Source organism: Lachnoclostridium sp. An14, assembly GCF_002160755.1.
GTDB lineage: Bacteria > Bacillota > Clostridia > Lachnospirales > Lachnospiraceae > Lachnoclostridium_A.
Genome location: NZ_NFLE01000003.1, coordinates 43,890 through 66,036 on the forward strand (window position 1 = coordinate 43,890; position 22,147 = coordinate 66,036).

The 22,147-nt window shown below is 56.8% G+C and carries 20 protein-coding genes and 2 tRNA genes; 15 read left to right on the plus strand and 7 right to left on the minus strand.

The features are described from left to right. Positions 1–11 precede the first annotated feature (11 nt). Positions 12–1,481, plus strand: coding sequence for a glycoside hydrolase family 32 protein (locus tag B5E84_RS02675; protein ID WP_087218870.1), 1,470 nt, complete (start codon positions 12–14; stop codon positions 1,479–1,481). Positions 1,482–1,664: 183 nt separating this feature from the next. After that, the gene (locus tag B5E84_RS02680) at positions 1,665–2,780 is read left to right on the plus strand and encodes an anaerobic sulfatase maturase (protein ID WP_087218873.1); all 1,116 of its coding nucleotides are present in this window, start codon (positions 1,665–1,667) and stop codon (positions 2,778–2,780) included. A gap of 3 nt (positions 2,781–2,783) precedes the next feature. Here B5E84_RS02680 and B5E84_RS02685 read toward each other — a convergent pair whose 3' ends face one another. Both B5E84_RS02685 and B5E84_RS02690 read right to left on the minus strand, forming a co-directional pair. Then, entirely contained in the window at positions 2,784–4,193 is a 1,410-nt protein-coding gene (locus B5E84_RS02685; protein WP_087218875.1) for an amidophosphoribosyltransferase, read from the minus strand. A gap of 230 nt (positions 4,194–4,423) precedes the next feature. Next, the gene (locus B5E84_RS02690; RefSeq protein ID WP_087218878.1) at positions 4,424–6,022 is read right to left on the minus strand and encodes a potassium/proton antiporter; all 1,599 of its coding nucleotides are present in this window, start codon (positions 6,020–6,022) and stop codon (positions 4,424–4,426) included. Positions 6,023–6,233: 211 nt separating this feature from the next. Between B5E84_RS02690 and B5E84_RS02695 the strand changes: the two genes are divergently transcribed. The 4 genes from B5E84_RS02695 to B5E84_RS02710 all read left to right on the plus strand — a co-directional run bounded on the left by B5E84_RS02695 (position 6,234) and on the right by B5E84_RS02710 (position 7,362). Beyond that, positions 6,234–6,560 carry a winged helix-turn-helix transcriptional regulator gene (locus B5E84_RS02695; protein WP_087218881.1) on the plus strand — a complete coding sequence of 109 codons (327 nt, stop codon included), beginning with the start codon at positions 6,234–6,236 and terminating at the stop codon, positions 6,558–6,560. A gap of 89 nt (positions 6,561–6,649) precedes the next feature. Beyond that, positions 6,650–6,732 (plus strand) — tRNA-Tyr (locus tag B5E84_RS02700). Positions 6,733–6,738: 6 nt separating this feature from the next. After that, positions 6,739–6,821 (plus strand) — tRNA-Ser (locus B5E84_RS02705). Between the two features lie 268 nt (positions 6,822–7,089). Beyond that, complete coding sequence (locus tag B5E84_RS02710) at positions 7,090–7,362, plus strand: hypothetical protein (RefSeq protein WP_087219192.1); 273 nt, start codon at positions 7,090–7,092, stop codon at positions 7,360–7,362. A gap of 124 nt (positions 7,363–7,486) precedes the next feature. Here B5E84_RS02710 and B5E84_RS02715 read toward each other — a convergent pair whose 3' ends face one another. From B5E84_RS02715 to B5E84_RS02735, 5 genes are read right to left on the minus strand one after another with little or no spacing between them, the layout of a single operon-like run. After that, positions 7,487–9,235: an NADH-dependent [FeFe] hydrogenase, group A6 gene (locus tag B5E84_RS02715; RefSeq protein WP_087218884.1), complete on the minus strand. Its 1,749-nt coding sequence runs from the start codon at positions 9,233–9,235 to the stop codon at positions 7,487–7,489. Between the two features lie 15 nt (positions 9,236–9,250). Next, positions 9,251–11,038, minus strand: coding sequence for an NADH-quinone oxidoreductase subunit NuoF (gene nuoF, locus B5E84_RS02720; RefSeq protein ID WP_087218887.1), 1,788 nt, complete (start codon positions 11,036–11,038; stop codon positions 9,251–9,253). A gap of 14 nt (positions 11,039–11,052) precedes the next feature. Further along, complete coding sequence (locus B5E84_RS02725; protein WP_087218890.1) at positions 11,053–11,430, minus strand: (2Fe-2S) ferredoxin domain-containing protein; 378 nt, start codon at positions 11,428–11,430, stop codon at positions 11,053–11,055. A gap of 24 nt (positions 11,431–11,454) precedes the next feature. Further along, on the minus strand, positions 11,455–12,012 hold the full coding sequence (locus B5E84_RS02730; RefSeq protein WP_087218893.1) for a sensor histidine kinase: 558 nt from the start codon (positions 12,010–12,012) through the stop codon (positions 11,455–11,457). Between the two features lie 3 nt (positions 12,013–12,015). Continuing rightward, positions 12,016–12,510, minus strand: a complete 495-nt coding sequence (locus B5E84_RS02735) for an NADH-quinone oxidoreductase subunit NuoE family protein (protein WP_087218896.1) — start codon at positions 12,508–12,510, stop codon at positions 12,016–12,018. Positions 12,511–12,731: 221 nt separating this feature from the next. Between B5E84_RS02735 and B5E84_RS02740 the strand changes: the two genes are divergently transcribed. The 9 genes from B5E84_RS02740 to B5E84_RS02785 all read left to right on the plus strand — a co-directional run bounded on the left by B5E84_RS02740 (position 12,732) and on the right by B5E84_RS02785 (position 22,115). After that, on the plus strand, positions 12,732–13,079 hold the full coding sequence (locus B5E84_RS02740; protein WP_087218899.1) for a DRTGG domain-containing protein: 348 nt from the start codon (positions 12,732–12,734) through the stop codon (positions 13,077–13,079). Next, the gene (locus B5E84_RS02745) at positions 13,079–13,501 is read left to right on the plus strand and encodes an ATP-binding protein (RefSeq protein ID WP_087218901.1); all 423 of its coding nucleotides are present in this window, start codon (positions 13,079–13,081) and stop codon (positions 13,499–13,501) included. Before B5E84_RS02740 ends, B5E84_RS02745 begins: the two co-directional genes overlap by 1 nt. Next, positions 13,501–14,889, plus strand: coding sequence for a [Fe-Fe] hydrogenase large subunit C-terminal domain-containing protein (locus tag B5E84_RS02750; RefSeq protein WP_087218904.1), 1,389 nt, complete (start codon positions 13,501–13,503; stop codon positions 14,887–14,889). Before B5E84_RS02745 ends, B5E84_RS02750 begins: the two co-directional genes overlap by 1 nt. A gap of 4 nt (positions 14,890–14,893) precedes the next feature. Further along, on the plus strand, positions 14,894–15,223 hold the full coding sequence (locus B5E84_RS02755; protein ID WP_087218907.1) for a DRTGG domain-containing protein: 330 nt from the start codon (positions 14,894–14,896) through the stop codon (positions 15,221–15,223). Positions 15,224–15,270: 47 nt separating this feature from the next. Beyond that, the gene (locus B5E84_RS02760; RefSeq protein ID WP_087218910.1) at positions 15,271–15,978 is read left to right on the plus strand and encodes a PHP domain-containing protein; all 708 of its coding nucleotides are present in this window, start codon (positions 15,271–15,273) and stop codon (positions 15,976–15,978) included. 152 nt (positions 15,979–16,130) lie between these two features. Beyond that, positions 16,131–17,462 (plus strand): enolase C-terminal domain-like protein, encoded by a 1,332-nt coding sequence (locus B5E84_RS02765; protein WP_087218911.1) that lies wholly within the window; start codon positions 16,131–16,133, stop codon positions 17,460–17,462. 449 nt (positions 17,463–17,911) lie between these two features. Then, positions 17,912–19,429, plus strand: coding sequence for a galactarate dehydratase (garD, locus tag B5E84_RS02775; protein WP_087218917.1), 1,518 nt, complete (start codon positions 17,912–17,914; stop codon positions 19,427–19,429). Between the two features lie 644 nt (positions 19,430–20,073). Next, entirely contained in the window at positions 20,074–20,721 is a 648-nt protein-coding gene (locus B5E84_RS02780; protein ID WP_087218920.1) for a response regulator transcription factor, read from the plus strand. Continuing rightward, positions 20,718–22,115, plus strand: a complete 1,398-nt coding sequence (locus B5E84_RS02785) for a sensor histidine kinase (RefSeq protein ID WP_242963235.1) — start codon at positions 20,718–20,720, stop codon at positions 22,113–22,115. The genes B5E84_RS02780 and B5E84_RS02785 overlap by 4 nt, the downstream gene beginning before the upstream one ends. Positions 22,116–22,147 lie beyond the last annotated feature (32 nt).

A 22,147-nucleotide genomic window follows, 5' to 3' on the forward strand; every position in this document is an offset into this window, starting at 1 on the left:
GGAGACGGGCGATGAAAACACGAGAGGAATGGGAGCGGGAGGTAAAGGCGGCAGAGCAGGCGCGGGGCTGGCAGGGCCGGTACCGGATGAAATATCATCTCATGCCGCCGGTGGGCTGGCTCAACGACCCCAACGGCCTGTGCCAGTTCCAGGGCGTCTACCACGTATTTTTCCAGTACGATCCCCTTTACGGGACGGACAGCGGGAAATTCTGGGGCCACTACACCAGTAAGGACCTGGTGAGCTGGAATTATGAGGGCCTGGCCCTGTTTCCCGACCGGCAGGAGGACCGAAACGGCGTTTACTCCGGTTCCGCCTGGATTAGGGATGGGGAAATGCACCTGTTTTACACGGGAAACGTGAAACGGAAAGGGGACTATGACTACATCGACCGGGGACGGGAGTCCTGCCAGCTGGGTGTGACCAGCCGGAACGGGCTGCGGATGTCGGAAAAGCAGAAATTCCTGGGGATGGAGGACTATCCGCCGGAGTATACGGCCCACATCCGGGATCCGAAGATCTATGAGAAGGACGGCCGTTTCTACATGGCTCTGGGCGGAAGGAAACGGTGGGAGCAGGAGGGGACGCGGCTGGACCGGGGCGCCATCCTGGTCTACGAGTCCGCCGATCTGGAAACCTGGAAACTGGCGGGAGAGATCGAGAGCCGGGAGCGGTTCGGCTATATGTGGGAATGCCCCGATCTCTTTGACCTGGGAGGAAGGACGGTGGTGTCCTTCTCTCCCCAGGGAGTGCCGGGGGAGGCGCGCCGGTTCCAGAACGTATACCAGTCGGGATACGGATTCCTCTCCGCCCCCTTTGAAGGGCGGGGCTGGGGAACCAGGACGGTGGACGGGTTCCGGGAGTGGGATATGGGGTTTGACTTTTACGCGCCCCAGAGCTTTCAGGGGGAGGACGGCAGACGCCTCCTTCTGGCCTGGGCCAGCGTCCCCGACAGCGAGAAGGAATACGGAAATCCCACCGTGGAGGAAGGCTGGATTCACTGCCTGACGGTTCTCAGGGAGATCCGGGAGAGAAATGGCATCCTCTGCCAGGAGCCGGCGGGGGAGCTGAAGACCCTGCGGAAGGGGGAATTTTCCCTGCCGGAGAAAGAGGCGGTGAAACTGCCCTCAGACGCGGTGGATATAGAGCTTTCCGCCGCCGGGAACGGCCCGTTTCGTGTGATGCTGGAGGACGGCGTGTCCGGCTCCGCCATGGTGCTGGAGGCGGAGGGAACACAGGCAAGACTGGCCTTTTCCGGAAGTCTGGGAGCGGGCCGGAAGGAGCGCTTGGCGGTTCTGGATCGGGAAATCGAGGATGTGAGAATCCTTCTTGACGTGTCCATCGCGGAAATCTATATCAACGGCGGTGAAACCGTATTTACCACCAGGCTTTATCCCCAGGGAGAAGGGATGACCCTGCGGACAGAAGGGGGAGAGGGCCGCGGCTGGGAGATGGGCGGTTTTCAAATGAGAAAAGGCTGAAATATATAAAAACGCTGGAGAGATCCTGTTTCGGAAGGATTTCCCCGGCGTTTTTGCATTTGAGAAAATGGCCGCGAAGGCCTGTCCGCGGGAAACAGATCCCTGTCCCTCCAGCGGATTGTTTTCTTCCCCATTCCCTGGTATAATGAAACAATCATTTACGAACAGAGGGGAGTATCTGCCATGCGTCCGTTACAACTACTGATCAAACCGTCCTCCGCCAACTGCAACTTAAACTGCAAGTACTGCTTTTACTGCGACGAGGGGAACAAGCGGGAGACCTTCAGCTACGGGTTTATGAACGAGGAGACCCTGGAAGTCCTGGTGAAAAAGGCTTTCGACTACGCCGACGGCTACTGCGGGTTCGCCTTTCAGGGCGGGGAGCCGACCCTGGTGGGGCTACCGTTTTTTGAGCGTCTCATGGAGCTGGAGCGGCGGTACAACACAAAAAACATCCCTGTGGACAACAGCATCCAGACCAACGGCTACCGCCTGTCAGAGGAGTGGGGGGAATTCTTTCGTCGGGAAAACTTTCTGGTGGGTCTGTCTTTAGACGGGATCAAATCCACCCACGACGCCTACCGGGTGAACAAAAAGGGAGAAGGCAGCTTTGGGGAGATTATGAAAACGGCGGAGATGTTTAACCGCCTGGGAGTGGAGTACAACATTCTCACCGTGGTCAACGGAAAGACGGGGCTGCGGGCAGCGAAGATATACGATTTTTATAAGAAGAACGGGTTTGGCTACCTCCAGTTTATCGCCTGTCTTGATCCGGTGGGGGAGGAGCCGGGAAAACGGGACTACTCTCTGACGCCGGAGATCTACGGCCGTTTCCTCATCGACCTGTTTGACCGCTGGTATGAGGACGTGAAAACGGGCACCCAGCCGTACATCCGTCAGTTTGAGAACGTGGTGGGCATGGTGGCCGGCTGCGAGCCGGAGTCCTGCGAGCAGCGGGGCATCTGTTCCGTCCAGAACGTCATAGAGGCAGACGGATCCGTCTACCCCTGTGATTTCTATGCTCTGGACGAGTACCGTCTGGGAAACGTCCACACCCACGATTTTTATGAGCTCCGCTCCAATCCGGTGACGGAGCGGTTCGTCCGGGATTCGGCGGAATCCCTGGAGGACTGCCGGAACTGCCGGTTTTTTGCCATCTGCCGCGGCGGCTGCCGCAGAAACCGGGTGACCCTGGCAGGTGGGGAGCGGAAAAACTACTTCTGTCCCGCCTACCGGATGTTTTATGAGGCGACCATTGAGCGGTTTCGGGAGTTGGCGGGGAGGTATTTCACCCGCTAGCTATCAGCCCTTCCCGTTCCAGCAATACGTGCAAAGCTTGCAGGGCTCAATCCCAATGGACTCCATCAGATCGTCCAGCCGGTGGAACCGGAGGGTGGTAAAGCCCATTTTCCGGCGGATTTCCTCCACCATTTCCTTGTAGTTCTGGCTGTCCGGGTTGGCGTAGTCGGCTAAGACCTCGTCGGAGACGTTATCGCCCTCCCGCTCCCGGATGACCCGCCTGGTGATCAGGTCCAGATCCGACGTGGACCGTGAGAAGTTTAAATAGGGGCAGGCGAAGGTGATGGGCGGGCAGGCCGGCCGCACGTGCACTTCCTTGGCGCCGCTACGGTACAGGAAATCGGTGGTCTCGCCCAGCTGGGTGCCGCGGACGATGGAGTCGTCGATGAGCAGCAGCCGCTTGTCCCGGATCAGGGAGTCCACGGGGATCAGTTTCATCTTGGCGATGCGGTTGCGCTGATCCTGGTGCTGGGGCATAAAGGAACGGGGCCAGGTGGGAGTGTACTTGATAAACGGGCGGGAGAAGGGAATCCCCGACTCGTTGGCATAACCCACGGCATGGGCCGTTCCGGAATCCGGCACGCCGGCCACGCTGTCGGCGGTGACGCCGTCGTCCCGCTTGGCTAACAGCCGTCCGCAGTTGTAGCGCATCTGTTCCACGTTTACCCCCTCATAGCTGGAGGTGGGGTAGCCGTAGTAGGTCCACAGGAAGGAACAGATCTTCATCTCTTTTCTGGGGGCGCTCACCACCTCCACGCTCTCCGGCGTCACGAAGTCGATCTCGCCGGGGCCCAGCTCAGAGTAGTGGGTAAAGCCCAGGTTCAAATACGCAAAGTTTTCAAAGGAGACACAGAACGCGTCCTCCTTCTGACCAATGGTGATGGGAGTGCGTCCCATACGGTCCCTGGAGGCGTAGATGCCATCGGGGGTGAGAAGAAGGATGGACATGGAGCCGTGGATCTTCTCCTGGGCGTAGAGCAGGCCGTCCTTCAGCGTGGATTTCTGGTTGATGAGGGCCGCCACCAGCTCAGTGGAATTGATCCGGCCGCCGCTCATTTCCATAAAGTGGATGTGCCCGGAATGGAAGGCCTCGTCGATCAGTTCCTTCGCGTTGTTGATGCGTCCCACGGTGGTGATGGCATAGCTGCCTAAGTGGGAGTGGATTAACAGCGGCTGGGGGTCTGAATCGGAAATGCAGCCGATGCCCAGATGGCCGTCCAGCTCGTCCAAATCGTTCTCAAATTTCGTCCGAAAGGGAGAATTTTCGATATTGTGGATGGCCCGGTGGAACCCGTCCTTTCCGTAAACGGCCATGCCGCCCCGCTTGGTTCCCAGATGGGAGTGGTAGTCAATACCGAAAAATAAATCTAATGTACAGTTCGTTTTCGATGCAACGCCAAAAATTCCGCCCATGAATTCATGCTCCTTTTTCTACTGTTTTTACAAAACAACAAAGGGGGCTGCTGCCAGTCCCCTGGATTCATTATCATAGTACCACATATTAGTATTATATCACAATAGAAAAAATATATAAAAAATACTAATAAATGGGCGGGAAATTTAGTTTTAAATCAAAGGAGCCGCCTGACAGCTGCCAGACGGTCCCGATTTGTATTAAGAAGAAAATGAGGAAACCGTTGATTTTAATTCCGGGAGCAGAGTACCAGAAGGTCTCCCTCCAAAAGCACCGTGTCCCCGTCGGGGATCACGTCCGCCCCGTTTCTGCGGATCAGCACCACCAGGGCGTCCTTTCGCAGCTCCGTTTCCCGCAGGGGCTTTCCCACCATGCGGTTTTCCGGGCTGATGGAGAGCTCTGTCAGGTGGATGCCGTCCTGGTCTTGGTATTCCTCCGCTCCGATGATGACGGAGTCCCCTTCCAGGATCACCGTGTCCCCTTTGGGGATGACGGCGGTGCCGTTTCGCAGCACGGCGGCGATCAGGGTGCCGGGGATGGAGGAGATGGTGCGGATCTGCCGTCCGATCCACGGGTGGCCGGAATGGATCTCCAGGCGGATGAACCGGATGTCGCTCTCCTCGGAGTAGTCGTTGAAGGTTTTTAACACGTTTTCCTTATCGTCGATCATGGACAGCTTTTCCGCCGCCATGGGAAGCAGGGCCCCCTGGAACAGCAGAGAGAGGAGCACCACACAGAATACGAAGTGGAAGATGGATTCCTTTCCGTAGCCTGGCGCCACCGCCGCCGTGATGGAGAACACGATGGAAGCCGCTCCCCTCAATCCGGCGAAGGAGACTAAAAGCTGCTGGTTGACCGGCGCGCGGAAAGGGGTGAGCAGAAGGGCCACCGCCACCGGCCTGGCAATTAAGGTCAGGAACAGGAAAATGAGCAGGGCCGGCACAAGCACCTGGGGCAGTCTGGAGGGAAAGACCAGAAGGCCCAGAAGGAAGAAGATGAGCATCTGCATCATCCCGTTGAAGGCGTCAAAGAAATTCACCAGGCTTTTCTTGTTGGGGATTTCCTGGTTTCCTAAGAGGATGCCGGCGATGTAGGCGCTCAAGTACCCATTTCCCCCTAAGAGAGAAGGAAGGGAGTAGGCCGCCAGGGCCACCGCCACCAGGAAAATGGACTCAAAGCCGTCGGAGCCAAACTGCACCCGCTGCAGCACCCGGCTCCCTATGTAGGCCGCCGCTACGCCCGCCGCGATGCCGTAGGCCAGCTGGGCAAACACGGAGTAGAGGATGCCTCCGGCGGATAAATTCCCTTCCATGGCGGAGAGGAGGATGACGGTGAGCATATAGGCGCAGGGGTCGTTGCTGCCGCTCTCGATTTCCAGCATGGACGCCGTGCCGTATTTTAAATTCAGGCGGCGGGAACGGAGAATGGAGAACACGGAGGCCGCGTCCGTGGAACCCAGGACGGCGCCGATGAGCATCCCCTCCGTCAGTCCCATACCCAGAACCAGATGACAGAACAGGCCGGTGATCCCGGCGGTGATGAGAACCCCCAGGGTGCTCAGCAGGGTGGCCCGCACCGCCACCGGTTTCGCGGCGCTCCACTTGGTGCCGAAACCGCCGTAGAACATGATGAAGATCAGGGCGGCGGAGCACACCTGCTCCGAAAGTCTGTAGTCTTCAAATTCGATTTTTAAAAGGCCGTCGGAGCCAAAGAGCATTCCCAGGCCGATGAAAAAAAGCAGGGTGGGGATGCCCAGGCGGCCGGACAGCCGGCTCCCGGCGATGCAGGCGATCAGCACGATGGCGCTGAGGAGTAGAAGCAGATTCATGAGGGTCCTCCTTATTTGTTATTTATTTATCAGAAAAGACAGAAAAAATCCTGATTCTGTATGACAATTATACCTTGTGGAAGGGCGGCAGGTCAATAATCAGATTCAGGATTGCAAATTCTCCTCCGTACCTCTATAATAGGGCTATACAGATCATATGCGCGCCAGGGGCAAAAAAGAAACCATGGCGCGCCAGAGAGGAGAAACAGCCATGCAGACCACAAGAGAGCTGCCGGCCTGTCCGGTGGAAACGACCCTGATGCTGATCGGTGACAAGTGGAAGGTATTGATTTTGCGGGATCTCATGCCCGGTACAAAGCGGTTCGGAGAGTTAAAGAAATCCATCGGCAGCGTTTCCCAGAAGGTGCTCACCGCCCAGCTGCGGGACATGGAGGCCAATGGGCTGGTGGACCGGAAGGTGTATGCCGAGGTGCCGCCCCGGGTGGAGTACAGCCTGACGGAGGTGGGCCGCAGCCTAAAGCCGATCCTGGACGCCATGGGGTGCTGGGGAGAGGAATACAAGGCGAAAAACAGCTGAAAAAATGAAAACAATGCAAATATGCACTGCCGGCCATGGTAAGATAAGGCCAGTCAGGGAGATGAGAAGAAACATCCTCTCCCCGTCATGGGCAGGTAGCATAGCGGCGAATGCGGCGGACTGTAAATCCGTTACACAGGAAACACCGAAGGTTCGAGTCCTTCTCTGCCCACGATATGCGGACATGGCAGAGAGGAAATGCAGCGCACCGCTAATGCGCAGGCCGGAAACGGTCCGGAGGTTCGAATCCTTCTGTCCGCGCTCTGCGTAAAAGTCAGATGAGAAAAATCCGACAAAATTAAGAAAGGGAGAGAAAAACGATGTTGGCAGCAGCCAGAACAGCCAGGTTTTACAGTAGTTATCCAAGGTCCGGTGACGTTTGCGGGAGTTCATCCTATGACGGCAGCGGACGATTTGGCGTAACTGAAAATCGGGTTTGCTGCCGGGTATAAATTTCAGATACCTCCCACAGGGGGGAACATGGATGGCCGGCAACGGCTTTTTTTGTTTGTATCAAGGAGAAAACAACATGAATCAGACCATGTTCCCTTTAATTATTATGAATATTCTGGAAAATCACGCCACAAAGGCGAACCCCCTCACCATCACAGAGATCACCAACCTGGTAAACCGGGAGTTTGAGCCCTTCGCCTTTGAGAAAAAGCAGCTGATGAACCGCACCACCGTCATGCGGATTTTAGACGCCATGGAGCTGTGGACGGAGGGAAACCTGTTCAACTTCCACCTGGTGCAGTGCGGCGGGGAGGGGAAAAAGAGGTTTTTTCTGGAGAGAAGGGGCTGACGGAAGGATCGGGCGGAAGAAAGGAAAAGAAAGGGAAACTCCCCGCAGAGTGATAGGGTCTGCGGGGAGTTTCCCTTTTATTGTAATTTTACAGAAAAACCGTTTTTATCAAAACGCAACTGCCTTACAGGCTGTTCACCTTCCTCTTAACATAAGAGGTATGCAGCAGGTGATGCGCCTTCTCGCTGCCAGGCTCGCCCAGGTAGGTCTCGTAGAGCTCCTTGACAGCGGGGTTCTCGTGGGATTTGCGGATGGCGTCCGCCTTGTCGTCGTCGTAGAGGACCTGCGCCCGCAGGGCACGGATGTCCACGCTGTTGCGCACCCAACCGGGCTGCTGGGGCTGTCCGCCGCCGTTGACACAGCCGCCGGGGCATCCCATGATCTCGATGAAGTGGTAGGTGGCTTCGCCGTTTTTCACCTTAGTGAGCAGCTCTCTGGCGTTGCCCAGGCCGGAGGCTACCGCTACCTTCACATCCATACCGGCCACGTGGTAGGTGGCCTCCTTGATGCCCTTGGTGCCGCGGACCTCGGTGAAGTCCACATTCTCCAGTTCCTCGCCTGTGAGGGTCTCCACAGCCGTTCTGAGGGCTGCCTCCATCACGCCGCCGGTGGCTCCGAAGATGGTGCCGGCGCCGGTGCTGAGGCCCAGAGGCGTGTCGAAATCCTCATCCGGCAGGGTGTTGAACTTGATGCCGCACTTGCGGATCAGACGGGCCAGCTCTCTGGTGGTCATGGAGTAGTCCACGTCCGGCATACCGTTGGCCGCCTGGTCGTCCCTTCCGATCTCAAACTTCTTGGCGGTACAGGGCATGACGGAAACGGAAACGATGTCCTTCGGGTCGATGCCTGCCTTCTCCGCGTAGTAGGATTTGGCGATGGCGCCAAACATCTGCTGCGGGGATTTGCAGGAGGATAAGTTCTCCGTCATATCCGGGAAGTAGTGCTCGCAGTATTTTACCCAGCCGGGAGAACAGGAGGTGATGAGCGGGAGCACACCGCCGTTTTTCACTCTCTCTAAGAACTCGTGGGCTTCCTCCATGATGGTTAAGTCCGCCGCAAAGTCGGTGTCAAATACTTTGTCGAATCCGATCCGTCTCAACGCGGCTGCCATCTTGCCCTCTACGTTGGTGCCGATGGGATAGCCGAATTCCTCGCCCAGGCCGGCTCTCACGGAAGGCGCGGTCTGAACGATCACGTGCTTGGACGGATCGGCGATGGCTGCCAGCACATCGTCGGTGCAGTCCTTCTCCTGAAGGGCGCCGGTGGGGCAGACGGCGATACACTGGCCGCAGGATACGCAGCTGGTCTCGCCAAGGCCCATGTCAAAGGCAGAGCCGATAAAGGTGGCAAAGCCTCTCATATTCGCTCCGATGACGCCGATGCCCTGGGTCTTCTCGCAGACGGCCACGCAGCGGCGGCAGAGGATACATTTGCTGTTGTCCCGGATCATGTGGGCGGCGCTGCTGTCGATGGCCGACGGGGTCTTTTCTCCGTCGTAGTAGCCGTCGTCCTCCACGCCCAGCTCCTTACAAAGCTGCTGCAGTTCGCAGTTTCCGCTTCTGACACAGGAGAGGCAGCTGCGGTTGTGGTTGGAAAGCAGGAGCTGTAAGGTCTTTCTTCTGGATGCCAGCACCTTGGGGGTGTTGGTCCACACCTCCATGCCCTCGTTGATGGGATATACGCAGGAGACCACCAGGCTTTTCGCCCCCTTGACCTCCACCACGCACATCCGGCAGGCGCCGATTTCGTTGATTTCTTTTAAATAGCACAGGGTCGGAATCTCAATGTGGGCCAGCCTGGCTGCCTCCAGGATGGTAGAACCCTTGGGAGCGCTGACCTCCATGCCGTTGATTTTGATTGTGATATTCTCCATAGTGATCCCCCTCCATTACTGTTTGTAGATAGCGCCGAACTTACATTTCTCGATGCAGGCGCCGCACTTGATACATTTGTCCTGATCAATGACGTGCGGGTTTCTGACGGTGCCGGAAATGGCGTTGTTCGGACAGTTGCGGGCGCACAGGGTACAGCCCTTACATTTGTCAGGATCAATATGGTAGGAGAGCAGTGCCTTGCAGACGCCTGCCGGGCAGCGTTTCTCCTTAATGTGGGCCTCGTACTCGTCCCGGAAATAGCGCAGGGTGGAAAGCACCGGGTTGGGCGCTGTCTGTCCCAGTCCGCAGGCGGAGTTCTCCTTGATGTAGTAGCACAGCTCCTCCAGCTTGTCTAAATCCTCCATGGTGGCCTGGCCCTTTGTGATCTTCGTGAGGATCTCCAGCATACGCTTGGTTCCCACACGGCAGGGCGTACATTTTCCGCAGGACTCCTCCACGGTGAACTCCAGGAAGAATTTGGCGATGTCCACCATACAGTCGGTCTCGTCCATGACGATCAGTCCGCCGGAGCCCATCATGGATCCAATGGAGATCAGGTTGTCATAGTCGATGGGGATGTCAAAGTGCTCCGCGGGGATACAGCCGCCGGACGGGCCGCCGGTCTGAGCCGCTTTGAATTTCTTTCCATTGGGGATGCCGCCGCCGATCTCCTCGATGACCTCCCGCAGGGTGGTTCCCATGGGGATCTCCACCAGTCCCGTGTTGTGGATCTTTCCGCCCAGGGCGAACACCTTGGTGCCCTTGGATTTCTCCGTGCCCATGGAGGCGAACCACTCCGGTCCGTTTAAGATGATCTGGGGGATGTTGGCGTAGGTCTCCACGTTGTTTAAAATGGTGGGCTTGCCGAACAGTCCTTTCTGTGCCGGGAACGGCGGTCTCGGTCTGGGCTCGCCGCGGTTGCCCTCGATGGAGGTCATAAGAGCCGTCTCCTCGCCGCAGACGAAAGCTCCGGCGCCCAGGCGCAGGTCGATGTCAAAGTCAAAGCCGGTGCCGAAAATATTCTTGCCTAAGAGCTCCATTTCCCTGGCCTGGTCGATGGCGATCTTTAAGCGTTGCACGGCGATGGGGTACTCGGCGCGGACGTATATGTAGCCCTGGCTGGCCCCGATGGCGTAGCCGGCGATGGCCATGGCCTCCAGCACGGCGTGGGGATCACCTTCCAGGATGGAACGGTCCATGAACGCGCCGGGGTCGCCCTCGTCGGCGTTACAGCAGACGTATTTCTGGTCGGCGTCATTCTGCTTGGCCAGTTTCCATTTGAGGCCGGTGGGGAATCCGCCGCCTCCTCTGCCCCGAAGGCCGCTGTCCAAGAGCACCTGGATGACGTCGTCGGGAGTCATCTCCGTGAGTACCTTGCCCAGGGCCTCGTAGCCGCCGGTTCCGATGTACTCCTCGATGACCTCGGGATTGATGATACCGCAGTTGCGCAGGGCGATGCGGTGCTGTTTCTTATAGAAATCGGTGTCGATGAGGGCCTTCACGCCTGCGGGAGTGACGGTCTCTTGATACAGGAGACGTTTCACCACGCGGCCCTTTAACAGGTGTTCCGACACGATCTCCGGGATGTCCTCCTCCTTCACCATGGAGTAGAAGGACGCGTCCGGGTAGACGATCATAATGGGGCCCAGGGCACAGAGGCCGTGGCAACCAGTCTGAATCACGGCCACCTCGTCGGTCAGTCCCTGCTTTTCCAGTTCTTCTTTCAGTCTTTCCATAATTTTCTGGCTTCCGGAGGAGGTACAGCCCGTTCCTCCGCAAACCAATACGTGCGAACGATACATATTGCCTTTCCTCCTTATTTAATATCCGCGGATGCCAGGGTGTATTTTTCCACCACGTGGCCGCCGATCAGATGGCGCTCCACCACCTCGGCTGCCTTATCCGGGTTCATTTTGATGTAAGTGATCTTGGGCTGGCCCGGCTCCATCACCTCGACGATGGGCTCATACTGGCACAGTCCGATGCAGCCGGTCTGAGTCACGGCTACCTTTCCCGTCAGTCCCTTTTCCTGCACCAGAGAAGAAAGGGTATTGAGCACGGGACGGGCTCCGCTGGCGATTCCGCAGGTGGCCATGCCGACCACCACACGGGTCTGTGTATGATCTTCCGCTCTCATGCTCACCTGATTCTGCATTTTGTTGCGGATTGCTCTCAGCTCCTCAAGAGATTTCATATTCGTTCCTCCTATCTGGCAAGCCTAGAGGCTTGCCCCGCCGTCAGTTTCAAGTTTGTTTTCTGTCAGATATTCCATGATATAGGACGAGATTTCCGGGGTGTCAAAGGGAACGTCCCCCAGGATCTCCCGGAATTCCCTGGTGTCCAGGGTGAAGGATTTTCCGTCGTATTCGTAAATGTAGCGAAAATCGGTGTCCGGGTGGTAGACCACCAGGGTATGGATCGTGCTGGAAATGTCCCCCAAAGGCATCCGGTCAATATGGGACAGCACAAACACCGCCGTCACCGTGGTTCCCACGCCTGGCTGAGACTGGATGGTAAAGCTCCCTCCCGTGCTCTCGGCGGCGTATTTGAAAAACGGAACCCCAAGCCCCACCTTTCTGGTGGTCCTGGTGGTGAAAAACGGATCGGTCACGTGGGCCACCTGTTCCTCCGTCATGCCGCAGCCGTCGTCGTCAATGATCACGGTGAGCCGGTCTGCCGCCGTATCCGCGGAAACGGTGATGGTGACGAGGGATGCCCCCGCCCGCGTGGAATTTTCCGCCACATCTAAAATATTTAAAGAAATTTCCGTCATCATGGCCTACTGATATTTTGCCAGAATGGCTGGAATCTGGTCGGGAGTCAGCCGTCCGTACACCTCGTCATTGATCATCATGACGGGAGCCAGGCCGCAGGCGCCGACGCAGCGGCAGGAATCCAGGGAAAATTTCCCGTCGGGGGTACATTCTCCGTTGGTGATTCCCAAAAGCTCCTCCAGTTTCTTGAAGATGTCACCGGAACCTTTTACGTAGCAGGCTGTGCCGAGGCAGACGGAAATCTGGTATTTTCCTTTTGGCTGGAGTGCGAACTGAGCGTAGAATGTGGACACGCCGTAGATCTTTTCCAGGGGGATGCCGGTCTCATCGGAGATCATGGTCTGGACCTCAATGGGCAGATAGCCGTAGATTTCCTGGGCTTTCTGCATGATCGGCATCAGACACCCTTTGGTGTCCTTGAGCTGGGCGATGGTCTCTTTTAATTCCATCTCCTGCTCTTTTGTCCCGGAGAAGGGGACAGACTGTTTTTTGCAAGCCATTTTTAAACCTCCTCATTCTGTATTGAACATTATGCAATATATACTAGTATATTATCACAAGTGAATGTAAAAATCCACTAAAAAATTTTGAGTTGTTAGAAAATTAACGAGCCAATTCTGTTGATAATTGACAAAACGGATGGTATCCTAGATGTATAATGTAACAAAAACGGCAGGCGAAGGGAAATCTTCGCCCTATGCGGGAAAGGATGGATTGGCAAATGACGGTAGAAGATGTTCGTGCGACGCTGGGGGCCAGAGTGCTGGTAGGAGAGGAACACCTGGACCGGGAGGTGAGATCGGCCTGCGGTTCCGATATGATGAGTGATGTGCTGGCGTTTTCCAAGGATCACAGTGTGCTGCTGACGGGCCTGGTAAATCCTCAGGTGGTGAGGACGGCCGAGATGCTGGACATCGTCTGCATCATCTTTATCAGAGGAAAGAAGGCAGACGAAAAGCTTCTGGAAATGGCGAGGGAGCGGGGACTGGTGGTGCTGGAGACGGGGCACCGGATGTTTACGGCCTGCGGGATGCTCTATGCGGCCGGTTTGCGGGGAGGTGCGGTCTGATGGAGGATGCGATTGTTTTGACCTATGAGGTTTCCCCCGACGATTTTACCAGGGCGGGAGAGGCCAGCAGCGACGTAAAGAGCAAGTTAAAGCAGATGGGCGTTTCTCCGGAGGCGGTGCGCAAGGTGGCCATCGCCATGTACGAGGGGGAGATCAATATGGTGATTCACGCCAAGGGCGGGGAGATCACCGTGTCCATCACCCCGGAACAGATCACCATGGTGCTGGCGGACGTGGGGCCTGGCATCCCGGATGTGGAGCTGGCCATGAAGGCCGGGTATTCCACAGCTCCCGACGAGATCCGCTCCCTGGGATTCGGGGCCGGCATGGGACTTCCCAATATGAAAAAGTACACGGACGAGATGAACATTGACACCACGGTGGGCGTGGGGACGACAATAACGATGGTGGTGAAACTGTAATGGATAAATTTTATCATTCTGTGCATCTGGACGAGGATCTGTGCCGCGGCTGCATCAACTGCATCAAGCGCTGCCCGACCCAGGCCATCCGGGTGAGAAACGGCAAGGCGCGGATCAACAGCAAATTCTGCATCGACTGCGGAGAGTGCATCCGGGTCTGCCCCCATCACGCCAAGCAGGCCTCCTATGACGGCCTGGACGTGATCAAGGAGTACAAGTACACGGTGGCTCTCCCGGCCCCGTCCCTCTACAGCCAGTTCAACAATCTGGACGATGTGAACATCGTGTTAAACGCCCTGCTGCTCATGGGCTTTGACGATGTGATGGAGGTGAGCGCGGCGGCGGAGCTGGTGAGCGAGGCCACCAGGGAGTACCTGGCGGAGCACCAGGAGAACCTTCCTATTATCAGTACAGCCTGCCCGTCGGTGGTGCGGCTGATCCGGGTACGGTTTCCCAACCTGATTTCCCATCTGCTGCCCTTAAACCCGCCGGTGGAGGTGGCGGCCTGCCTGGCGGCCAAGCGGGCTATGGAGAAAACGGGGCTGCCCAGGGAGGACATCGGCATCTGTTTCATTTCCCCCTGTCCCTCCAAGGTGACCTACGCCAAGGCCCCTCTGGGCACGGAAAAGAGTCAGATCGACCGGGTTCTGGCCATCAAGGACGTGTATCCCCGGCTCCTCTCCTGCATGAAGGCGGTGGGGCCGGACCCGAAGGAGATCGGCACCTCCGGAAAGATCGGCGTCAGCTGGGGACGCAGCGGCGGCGAGGCGGGAGGCCTGTTTACGGAGAGCTATCTGGCGGCGGACGGCATTGAGAATGTGATCCGGGTGCTGGAGGATCTGGAGGATCAGAAATTTACCAGTTTGCAGTTTGTGGAGCTGGACGCCTGCAGCGGCGGCTGCGTGGGCGGCGTGCTGACGGTGGAGAATCCCTACGTGGCGGAGGTCAAGCTGAAACGGCTGCGCAAATATATGCCGGTGGCCAGGAGCCACATGGATGACGGGGAACACGCGGAGGAGTGCATGGCCTGGACGAATCAGGTGGTTTACGAGCCGGTGTTTTCCCTGGGACAGAACATGATGGAGAGCTTTGCCAGGCTCAACCAGGTGGAGCGGCTTTTAAAGAAACTGCCGGGGCTGGACTGCGGCTCCTGCGGCGCCCCCACCTGCAAGGCTCTGGCGGAGGACATCGTGCGGGGAGAGGCCAGGGAGGAGGACTGTGTCTATTATTTAAGAGAGAGCCTCCACAAGCTCTCCTGCGAGGTGTCCCACCTGGCGGACGGCATGGCTGCGGGAGAGAAGGACGGCGGGGAGACCCTGCGCCTTTTAAAGGAGTATATACAGAAAATTTCAGACGATATGGCAAAGCTGGATGAGGAAAAGAGGTAGTTCCATGACAGTGAAGGATTTGATGGATACAGGGAAATTTCAGGTGGTCAGCCCGGGGGACGATACGGAGCGAGTGATTGAAAAGGTGTTCTGCTGCGACCTGTTGAGCGTGGCCATGGGGCGGGCGCCCTCCGGCTGCGCCTGGGTGACGGTGATGGGAAATATGAATACCCTGGCGGTGGCGTCCCTGACGGATGCGGCCTGCGTCATTCTGGCGGAAGGGGCGGCCTTAGACGAGGTGGCGGAAAAGAAGGCGGCCCAGCAGGGCATCACGGTGCTGGCCACGGAGGAGCCTATTTTTGAGACGGCCATGGGGATTTACCAGAGCCTGTGAAACCGGCGTCCGCGAAATGGGAGAAGAACCTGGAAGGGAGGGAGAGCATGGAGCTGTTTTATGACCTGCACATTCATTCCTGTTTATCGCCCTGCGGAGACGACGACATGACGCCGGCCAATATCGTGGGGATGGCGGCGGTGAAGGGGCTGGACGTGATCGCGGTCACGGATCACAATTCCTGCAAAAACTGTGAGGCCGCCATGGCCGCGGGGAAGGAATACGGGGTTTTGGTGGTGCCGGGGATGGAGATCTGCACGGCGGAGGAGGTGCACGCCGTCTGCCTCTTTCCCGACTTAGAGAGGGCCATGGACTTTGACGGCCTGGTGCACAGCCTTCTGCCTCCGGTGGAAAACAGGCCGGAGATCTTCGGGCGGCAGCAGATCTATGACTGTGGCGATCAGGTGCGGGGCGAGGAGCCGTATTTGCTCATCAACGCCTGCGCCATTTCCTTTGACAGCCTGTGGGAGCTGGTGCGGCAGCGGGACGGGGTGATGTTTCCCGCCCACATCGACAAGACGGCAAACAGCCTGATCGCCAACCTGGGCTTTATCCCGCCGGACAGCCAGTTTACCGCGGCGGAGGTGAAGGATCTGAAGCATCTCCACCGGCTGAGGCGGGAAAATCCGTACCTGGAGGGCTGCCGGATCGTGAGCAATTCTGACGCCCATTACCTAGAGCACATCCACGAGCCGGAGCTGACGATTTCCGTGGGAGAGAGGAACGCGGCGGCGGTGGTGCGGGCCCTGCTTTGAGTGGCGTGGGGGAAACCTGCATAAGTTTTTCTTAGCCAAGGTAGAACATTAATTAATTTGACTAAGTGCATATCCTGGCGTTACAATGAAATCAGCAAAGGCGGAGACACTCCGCCGGGTCGGAAAATTCATAGGAGAGGAAGGTAATACGTATGGCATCACCAATCATTACCAAGATGGAGGTTTATCCCGTAGCGGGCAAGGACTGCATGGAGTTGAATCTGAGCGGAGCGCATTCTCCCTACTTTACCAGAAACATTGTAGTTCTCTACGCGGACAACGGTGAGATGGGCGTAGGCGAGGTTCCGGGGGGAAAGAAGATCACCGCGGCTTTAGAGGAGTGCATCCCGATCGTGGAGGGGACGAAGGTAGCGGAGTACAAGAGCACCCTGTTAAAGGTAAAGGCCCATCTGGATTCCAAGGGCGAGGAGGACGTGAGAGGAAATCAGACCTTTGATCTGAGAACGGGAGTGCACGTGATCACCGCCATCGAGGCCCCCTGCTTAGACCTGCTTGGAAAGCACCTGGGCGTTCCGGTGTGCGAGCTTTTAGGAGACGGACAGCAGAGAGACAAGGTGCGGATGTTAGGCTATTTATTCTTCGTGGGCGACCGGAACAAGACGGATCTGCCCTACGATTCCGAGCCGGATTCTGACTGCGAGTGGTACCGCATCCGTCACGAGGAGGCCCTCACCGCGGACAAGATCGTGGCGTTTGCCAAGGCGACTCATGAGAAATACGGATTCCAGGACTTTAAGTTAAAGGGCGGCGTTCTCTCCGGCGACAAGGAGATGGAGGTCATCCGCGAGTTAAAGAAAGCCTTCCCGGAGGCCAGAATCGACCTGGATCCCAACGGCGGCTGGACCTTAGAGCAGGCCTGTGAGTACGTGAAGGGAATGCAGGGCATTCTGACCTACTGTGAGGATCCCTGCGGCGCGGAGGGCGTTTACTCCGGCAGAGAGATCATGAGTGAGTTCAGACGCCGCACCGGTTTCCCCACGGCTACGAACATGATCGCCACCGACTGGAGAGAGGTGCGTCACTCCCTGGATTCCCAGGCTGTGGACATCATTCTGGCAGACCCCCACTTCTGGACCATGAGCGGTTCCGTGCGGGTGGCCCAGATGTGCCACGACTTCGGTTACACCTGGGGTTCCCACTCCAACAACCACTTTGACATCTCCTTAGCCATGTTTACCCAGGTAGGCGCCGCCGTTCCCGGCGAGTACAACGCCCTGGATACTCACTGGATCTGGCAGGAGGGCCTGGAGAGGCTGACCAAGGAGCCGCTGCAGATCGTGGACGGCTGCGTGGAGGTTCCGAAGAAACCGGGCCTTGGCATCGAGGTGGATTTAGAGCAGGTGAAGAAAGCCCATCAGCTCTACCTGGACAACTGCCTGGGCGGCAGAGACGATTCCATTGGAATGCAGTACCTGATCCCCGGCTGGAAGTTCGATCCCAAGAGACCGTGCCTGGTGAGATAAGCGGGAAAATGTTCGCGGGGTTGGATGATTATAAGATGATATAGGAAAAAACGGAGAGCCGGAGCGCCTGGAAATGGGGGCTCCGGTTTTTTGTGTAGGAAACTGCGTTCCCTATGACACAAAAGCCTCCGGCGGGAGGCGCACTTCGCGCAGAGGAATATGGCTGTTTACGCAGCCGCGCTCCGGCGCGAGTGTGCGCCAAGCGCACACCTTTTTTGGTCTGGAAAATCAGCCGGATCTGGTATGAAACCATTTTCCGCCAGCCTCCCGGCCCTCAATGAGATGAATTAAAAATATTAAGGAAACACAAATTTTAAATAATTTTACTTATAAAACCATCCGCGCTATAATAAAACTAACCTGCCGGGCGGCCGCCGTTTGGGGCGTCCAGCAAAGGGGCAGAAGTAGGTTAAGAGGATTCCAATTTCAGAATTCGGAAAGGAAGAAGTATGAGCGCTCCACTGTATATCAAAATCAAGGATGAAGACAATGTGGCAATCGCGGTGAACGAGATTAAGGCCGGAACGGAAGTGATGGACGGCATCACCGCGGCGCAGGACATTCCCCAGGCGCACAAGATCGCGCTGCGCGACATTCCCAAAGGCGGAGAGATCGTCCGCTACGGGGTGGTGCTGGGCTATGCCCTGGACGAGATCAAAAAAGGCAGCTGGATCAACGAGCATATGCTGGAGCTCCCCACGCCTCCTGACGTGGACAGCATGGAGTACGGCACCAACATTGTGACGGATCTGCCGGAGCCGCCGGTGAAGACCTGGGAGGGCTACCGCAACCCCTGGGGAGGCCCTGCGGGCACCAGAAATATCTTAGGCATCAGCACCACGGTGCAGTGCGTCACCGGCGTGCTGAACGTGGCCGTTGAGAAAATGAGACGGGAGCTCCTTCCCAAATATCCCAACGTGGACGACATTGTCCCCGTAAACCATCCCTACGGCTGCGGCGTGGCCATCAACGCCCCGGAGGCCAAGGTGCCCATCCGCATCCTGCGCAATCTGGCCAAGCACCCCAACTTCGGCGGCCAGCTCATGGTGGTGGCCTTGGGCTGCGAGAAAATGACCGTGGATATGCTGATCGACGAGGCGGACATCAGCCCGGAGAACGTGATTGTCCTCCAGGAGGAAAAAGGCTTTGACGCCATGATTAACGCCCTCATGGAGATGGCGGAAAAGAAACTGAAGATCTTAAACGAGAGAAAGCGGGAGACTCTGCCCCTGTCCGAGCTGCTGGTGGGAATGCAGTGCGGCGGCAGCGATGCCTTCTCCGGCGTGACCGCCAACCCGTCTGCGGGCTACGCGGCGGATATGCTGGTACAGGGCGGCGCCACAGTGATGTTCTCCGAGGTGACAGAGGTGCGGGACGGCGTTTACCTTTTAGCCCACCGCTGTGTCAGCGAGGAAGTGGAGAAGAAACTGGCGGCGGAGATGAAGTGGTACGACAACTACCTGTTAAACGGGGAAGTGGACCGCAGCGCCAACCCCACTCCCGGAAACAAGAAGGGCGGCCTGGCCAATATCGTGGAGAAGGCCATGGGCTCCATCGCCAAGTCCGGCACCTCCCCCATTGTGGAAGTGCTCTCCCCCGGTGAGAAACCGTCCAAACACGGCTTAATCTACGCCGCCACCCCGGCCAGTGACATCGTGTGCGGCCCCTGTCAGCTGGCGTCCGGCATTGGCCTTCAGGTATTTATGACCGGCCGCGGCACTCCTTACGGCCTGGCCATCGCCCCGGTGATCAAGGTCTGCTCCAGAAACGACATGAAGGAGCAGTGGCCCGACCTCATCGACGTGAACGCCGGCCCCATTGCCACCGGCGAGGCCACCATCCCGGAGATCGGCACAGAGCTGTTCAACGAGATCATCGACGTGGCCAGCGGCAGAAAGCAGAGCTTTGCGGAGAAGTATAAGCTCCACAACGACCTGTGCATCTTCAACCCGGCGCCGATCACCTGATAAAAGCAGGCGCCTCCGGCACCCGCGGAAAACAGAATAAACGGACATGACCGCTAACGCGGTCATCACAAATTATGAAAGCCATGAGAATTGTTCCGCACTCCCGCAATTCTCACCCGTATTCGCATTCCGAGCTATCGCCCTCCGTGCTCATACGGGTTAGCGTCTCTAATGTCCAGGTAGTCTTACGTGCAAGCACGCAGTCTGCCTGGACATTGAGACAAGGCTTTCAGAGTAAAAAATCAAAACGGAGCGGAGTCTCCGGCAGAACAGAAATGGTCTGCCGGGGACTTCGCTCCGTTTTCCCTTATGAGGAATAGGGCACTGATACAGGAAAATTTATCCTGGAAAAGTTTATCTCGGAAACAGCCTGTAACACCGCTGACACATGAGAGTGGCATAATAGAAAGAAACATAAAAGGAAAACGGGAAAAGAGAACGCTCAGCTCTTGCAGAATAGACCTGTTTCCGTTATGCTGAGTGGTGATGAAAATTCCCGTTTGACGGGAAAACGTGCGTACAACAGCGCAAGCACGCGCCGGCGGCTTTTGAATCGCGGGGAGTGCGGTTTTCCGCGACAGAACAAAAGGGGACCGGCCTTACAGGCGGCTGCCCATAGTTTATATAGAGGAGGAATATTCCATATGCGTGTTTTAATTGCGGAGGATGACCGGGATATGCAGAAGATATTACGGTTATATTTACAAAAAGACGGGTTTGAGGTCCACGTTGTGTCAAATGGAAAAGAGGCGATGGATTTTCTGACGGAACAGGGGGCAGACCTGGTGATTATGGACTGGATGATGCCCGTTCAGGACGGGATTCAGACCTGCCGCGAGATTCGGTCCCTGCGAATTCCCACAAAGATTCTGATGCTGACCGCGAAAGGGCAGAACGAGGATGAGATACAGGGACTCACCTGCGGCGCCGATGACTATCTGCGGAAACCCTTCGACATTCAGATCCTGCTGCTGCGGGTTCGCAAGTTGTGCCGGGCGGAGAATGCGATGGCTTTCCGGGACATTTGTCTGAATCCGGAAACCATGGAGGTGACAAAAGGCGGAGAGAAACTGGGGCTGACGAAAACGGAGTATGAACTTTTGAAATATTTCCTCTCAAACCAGCGCCGGATCCTGTCCCGGGAGCTTTTGCTGGACCGGATATGGGGAATGGACTATGAGGGAGACAGCCGCACGGTAGATACGGCCGTCCGCCGCCTGCGGGTGAAAATCGGCGAAGATCTGATTCAGACCAGGATTGGTTTGGGCTATGTGATGGGAGAAGGGGTATGAGACTGCTGTCCATGGTGCGGAAACGGTTGTACCGAAAATTTGTCCTTGGGGTTGTCTTGATTCTGCTGTTTACCCTGGCGGGAACCTTGTTTGCCAATTCCTGGCTGGTAGAGCGGTTTTATCTCCATGAGAAACGGGAGTATGTGGAGGCGATCGGAGATCGCCTGGCGGAAGAAATCGAAAGAGGAAATGATCCTCAGGAGACAATCCGGACGGTGGAGGAACAGGAAAAGGTGCTGATCGTCCATTCAGGGGAGAGAAATGCCCCTGATGTCCTTGCCAATGAGCTGAGAGAGAAATTCAGGGAAAAGGGTCTGGGATTTCAGCGGTTGTGGCTGTGGGATCAGGATTATGAGAGGGCGGTGGAACAGGGCTCTCAGTTTCGCCTGTACAGCCAGAATAAGATGGATTACAGCATACTGGTACAGTATCTTCTGCTGGAATCGGGGATGTATGCGATCGCGGCCATTGTACCTGATGCCGGGGGCTTTCTTTCCATTGTCAATCACATCGGCTTTTTGATTTACTTTTTCGCGGCGGCGGTGGCCACAGGGCTGATATTTGTAATGACCAGACATATTACGAAACCTCTGACGGAGATCTGCGCTTTTACGAGGAAAGTGTCCTCCCACGACTATGAGCCGCTGCGGATCCGGACGGGAGATGAACTGGAGGAGGTGGCGAACAGCTTAAATGATATGGCCGCCCACATTGAGCAGTATCAGAAAATGCTGGAGGAAAAGAATGAACAGATGAAACAGCTGCTAAACGACGTGGCCCACGACCTGAAAACGCCGGTTTCCCTGGTGCGGATGTACGCCGCGGGGATTCAGGACGGCCTGGATGACGGGACATTTCTGGATACGATTGTGAGGCAGAACGATAAAATGTCTCAGATTGTGGAGAAACTCCTTCATCTTTCCCGCATAGAACAGAGAGAATATCCCTGTGAGACGCTGTCCTTAGATCAGGTATTAGCCAGGTGCGTCAAGGAGCACAAAATCCTTTTTGAGCAGAGAAATCTGGAGCTCAGGGAAAGCATTCAGCCGGGCCTGGCCTTTAAAGGCAACGGGGAGCTTTTGAGCGAGCTGTTTTCCAACCTTCTCTCCAACGCGGCCAAATACGCCGCTCCTGGAGCCGTCACCGTGGAACTGCGGCGGGAAAACGGGGAATACCGGTTTCGGATTTCCAACCTTACGGAAAATGAGGATCTGGATACGGATCTGATCTGGCAGCCCTTTTATGTGGGAGAGGGATCCCGCAACAAAGAGCTGTCCGGTACGGGGCTGGGCCTGTCGATTGTGAAAAAGATCGCGGAACAGTTCTGCTATGGGGTTTCCTGTTTGAGGGACGGCCGGGAAATTTCCTTTGAAGTCCGGTTCCCGGCGGAGTAAGAGGCTGCGGCAGGCGCAGGGACCGGGAGATT

What these genes read in the sequence shown, in the direction of transcription:
- B5E84_RS02780 (WP_087218920.1), top strand. Translation starts at nt 20,074, where the DNA reads ATGCGTGTTTTAATTGCGGAGGATGACCGGGATATGCAGAAGATATTA.
- B5E84_RS02715 (WP_087218884.1), bottom strand. Translation starts at nt 9,235, where the DNA reads ATGGAGAATATCACAATCAAAATCAACGGCATGGAGGTCAGCGCTCCC.
- B5E84_RS02750 (WP_087218904.1), top strand. Translation starts at nt 13,501, where the DNA reads ATGGATAAATTTTATCATTCTGTGCATCTGGACGAGGATCTGTGCCGC.
- B5E84_RS02685 (WP_087218875.1), bottom strand. Translation starts at nt 4,193, where the DNA reads ATGGGCGGAATTTTTGGCGTTGCATCGAAAACGAACTGTACATTAGAT.
- B5E84_RS02740 (WP_087218899.1), top strand. Translation starts at nt 12,732, where the DNA reads ATGACGGTAGAAGATGTTCGTGCGACGCTGGGGGCCAGAGTGCTGGTA.
- B5E84_RS02680 (WP_087218873.1), top strand. Translation starts at nt 1,665, where the DNA reads ATGCGTCCGTTACAACTACTGATCAAACCGTCCTCCGCCAACTGCAAC.
- B5E84_RS02765 (WP_087218911.1), top strand. Translation starts at nt 16,131, where the DNA reads ATGGCATCACCAATCATTACCAAGATGGAGGTTTATCCCGTAGCGGGC.
- garD (WP_087218917.1), top strand. Translation starts at nt 17,912, where the DNA reads ATGAGCGCTCCACTGTATATCAAAATCAAGGATGAAGACAATGTGGCA.
- B5E84_RS02760 (WP_087218910.1), top strand. Translation starts at nt 15,271, where the DNA reads ATGGAGCTGTTTTATGACCTGCACATTCATTCCTGTTTATCGCCCTGC.
- B5E84_RS02755 (WP_087218907.1), top strand. Translation starts at nt 14,894, where the DNA reads ATGACAGTGAAGGATTTGATGGATACAGGGAAATTTCAGGTGGTCAGC.
- B5E84_RS02675 (WP_087218870.1), top strand. Translation starts at nt 12, where the DNA reads ATGAAAACACGAGAGGAATGGGAGCGGGAGGTAAAGGCGGCAGAGCAG.
- B5E84_RS02735 (WP_087218896.1), bottom strand. Translation starts at nt 12,510, where the DNA reads ATGGCTTGCAAAAAACAGTCTGTCCCCTTCTCCGGGACAAAAGAGCAG.
- B5E84_RS02745 (WP_087218901.1), top strand. Translation starts at nt 13,079, where the DNA reads ATGGAGGATGCGATTGTTTTGACCTATGAGGTTTCCCCCGACGATTTT.
- B5E84_RS02695 (WP_087218881.1), top strand. Translation starts at nt 6,234, where the DNA reads ATGCAGACCACAAGAGAGCTGCCGGCCTGTCCGGTGGAAACGACCCTG.
- B5E84_RS02710 (WP_087219192.1), top strand. Translation starts at nt 7,090, where the DNA reads ATGAATCAGACCATGTTCCCTTTAATTATTATGAATATTCTGGAAAAT.
- nuoF (WP_087218887.1), bottom strand. Translation starts at nt 11,038, where the DNA reads ATGTATCGTTCGCACGTATTGGTTTGCGGAGGAACGGGCTGTACCTCC.
- B5E84_RS02730 (WP_087218893.1), bottom strand. Translation starts at nt 12,012, where the DNA reads ATGATGACGGAAATTTCTTTAAATATTTTAGATGTGGCGGAAAATTCC.
- B5E84_RS02690 (WP_087218878.1), bottom strand. Translation starts at nt 6,022, where the DNA reads ATGAATCTGCTTCTACTCCTCAGCGCCATCGTGCTGATCGCCTGCATC.
- B5E84_RS02725 (WP_087218890.1), bottom strand. Translation starts at nt 11,430, where the DNA reads ATGAAATCTCTTGAGGAGCTGAGAGCAATCCGCAACAAAATGCAGAAT.
- B5E84_RS02785 (WP_242963235.1), top strand. Translation starts at nt 20,718, where the DNA reads ATGAGACTGCTGTCCATGGTGCGGAAACGGTTGTACCGAAAATTTGTC.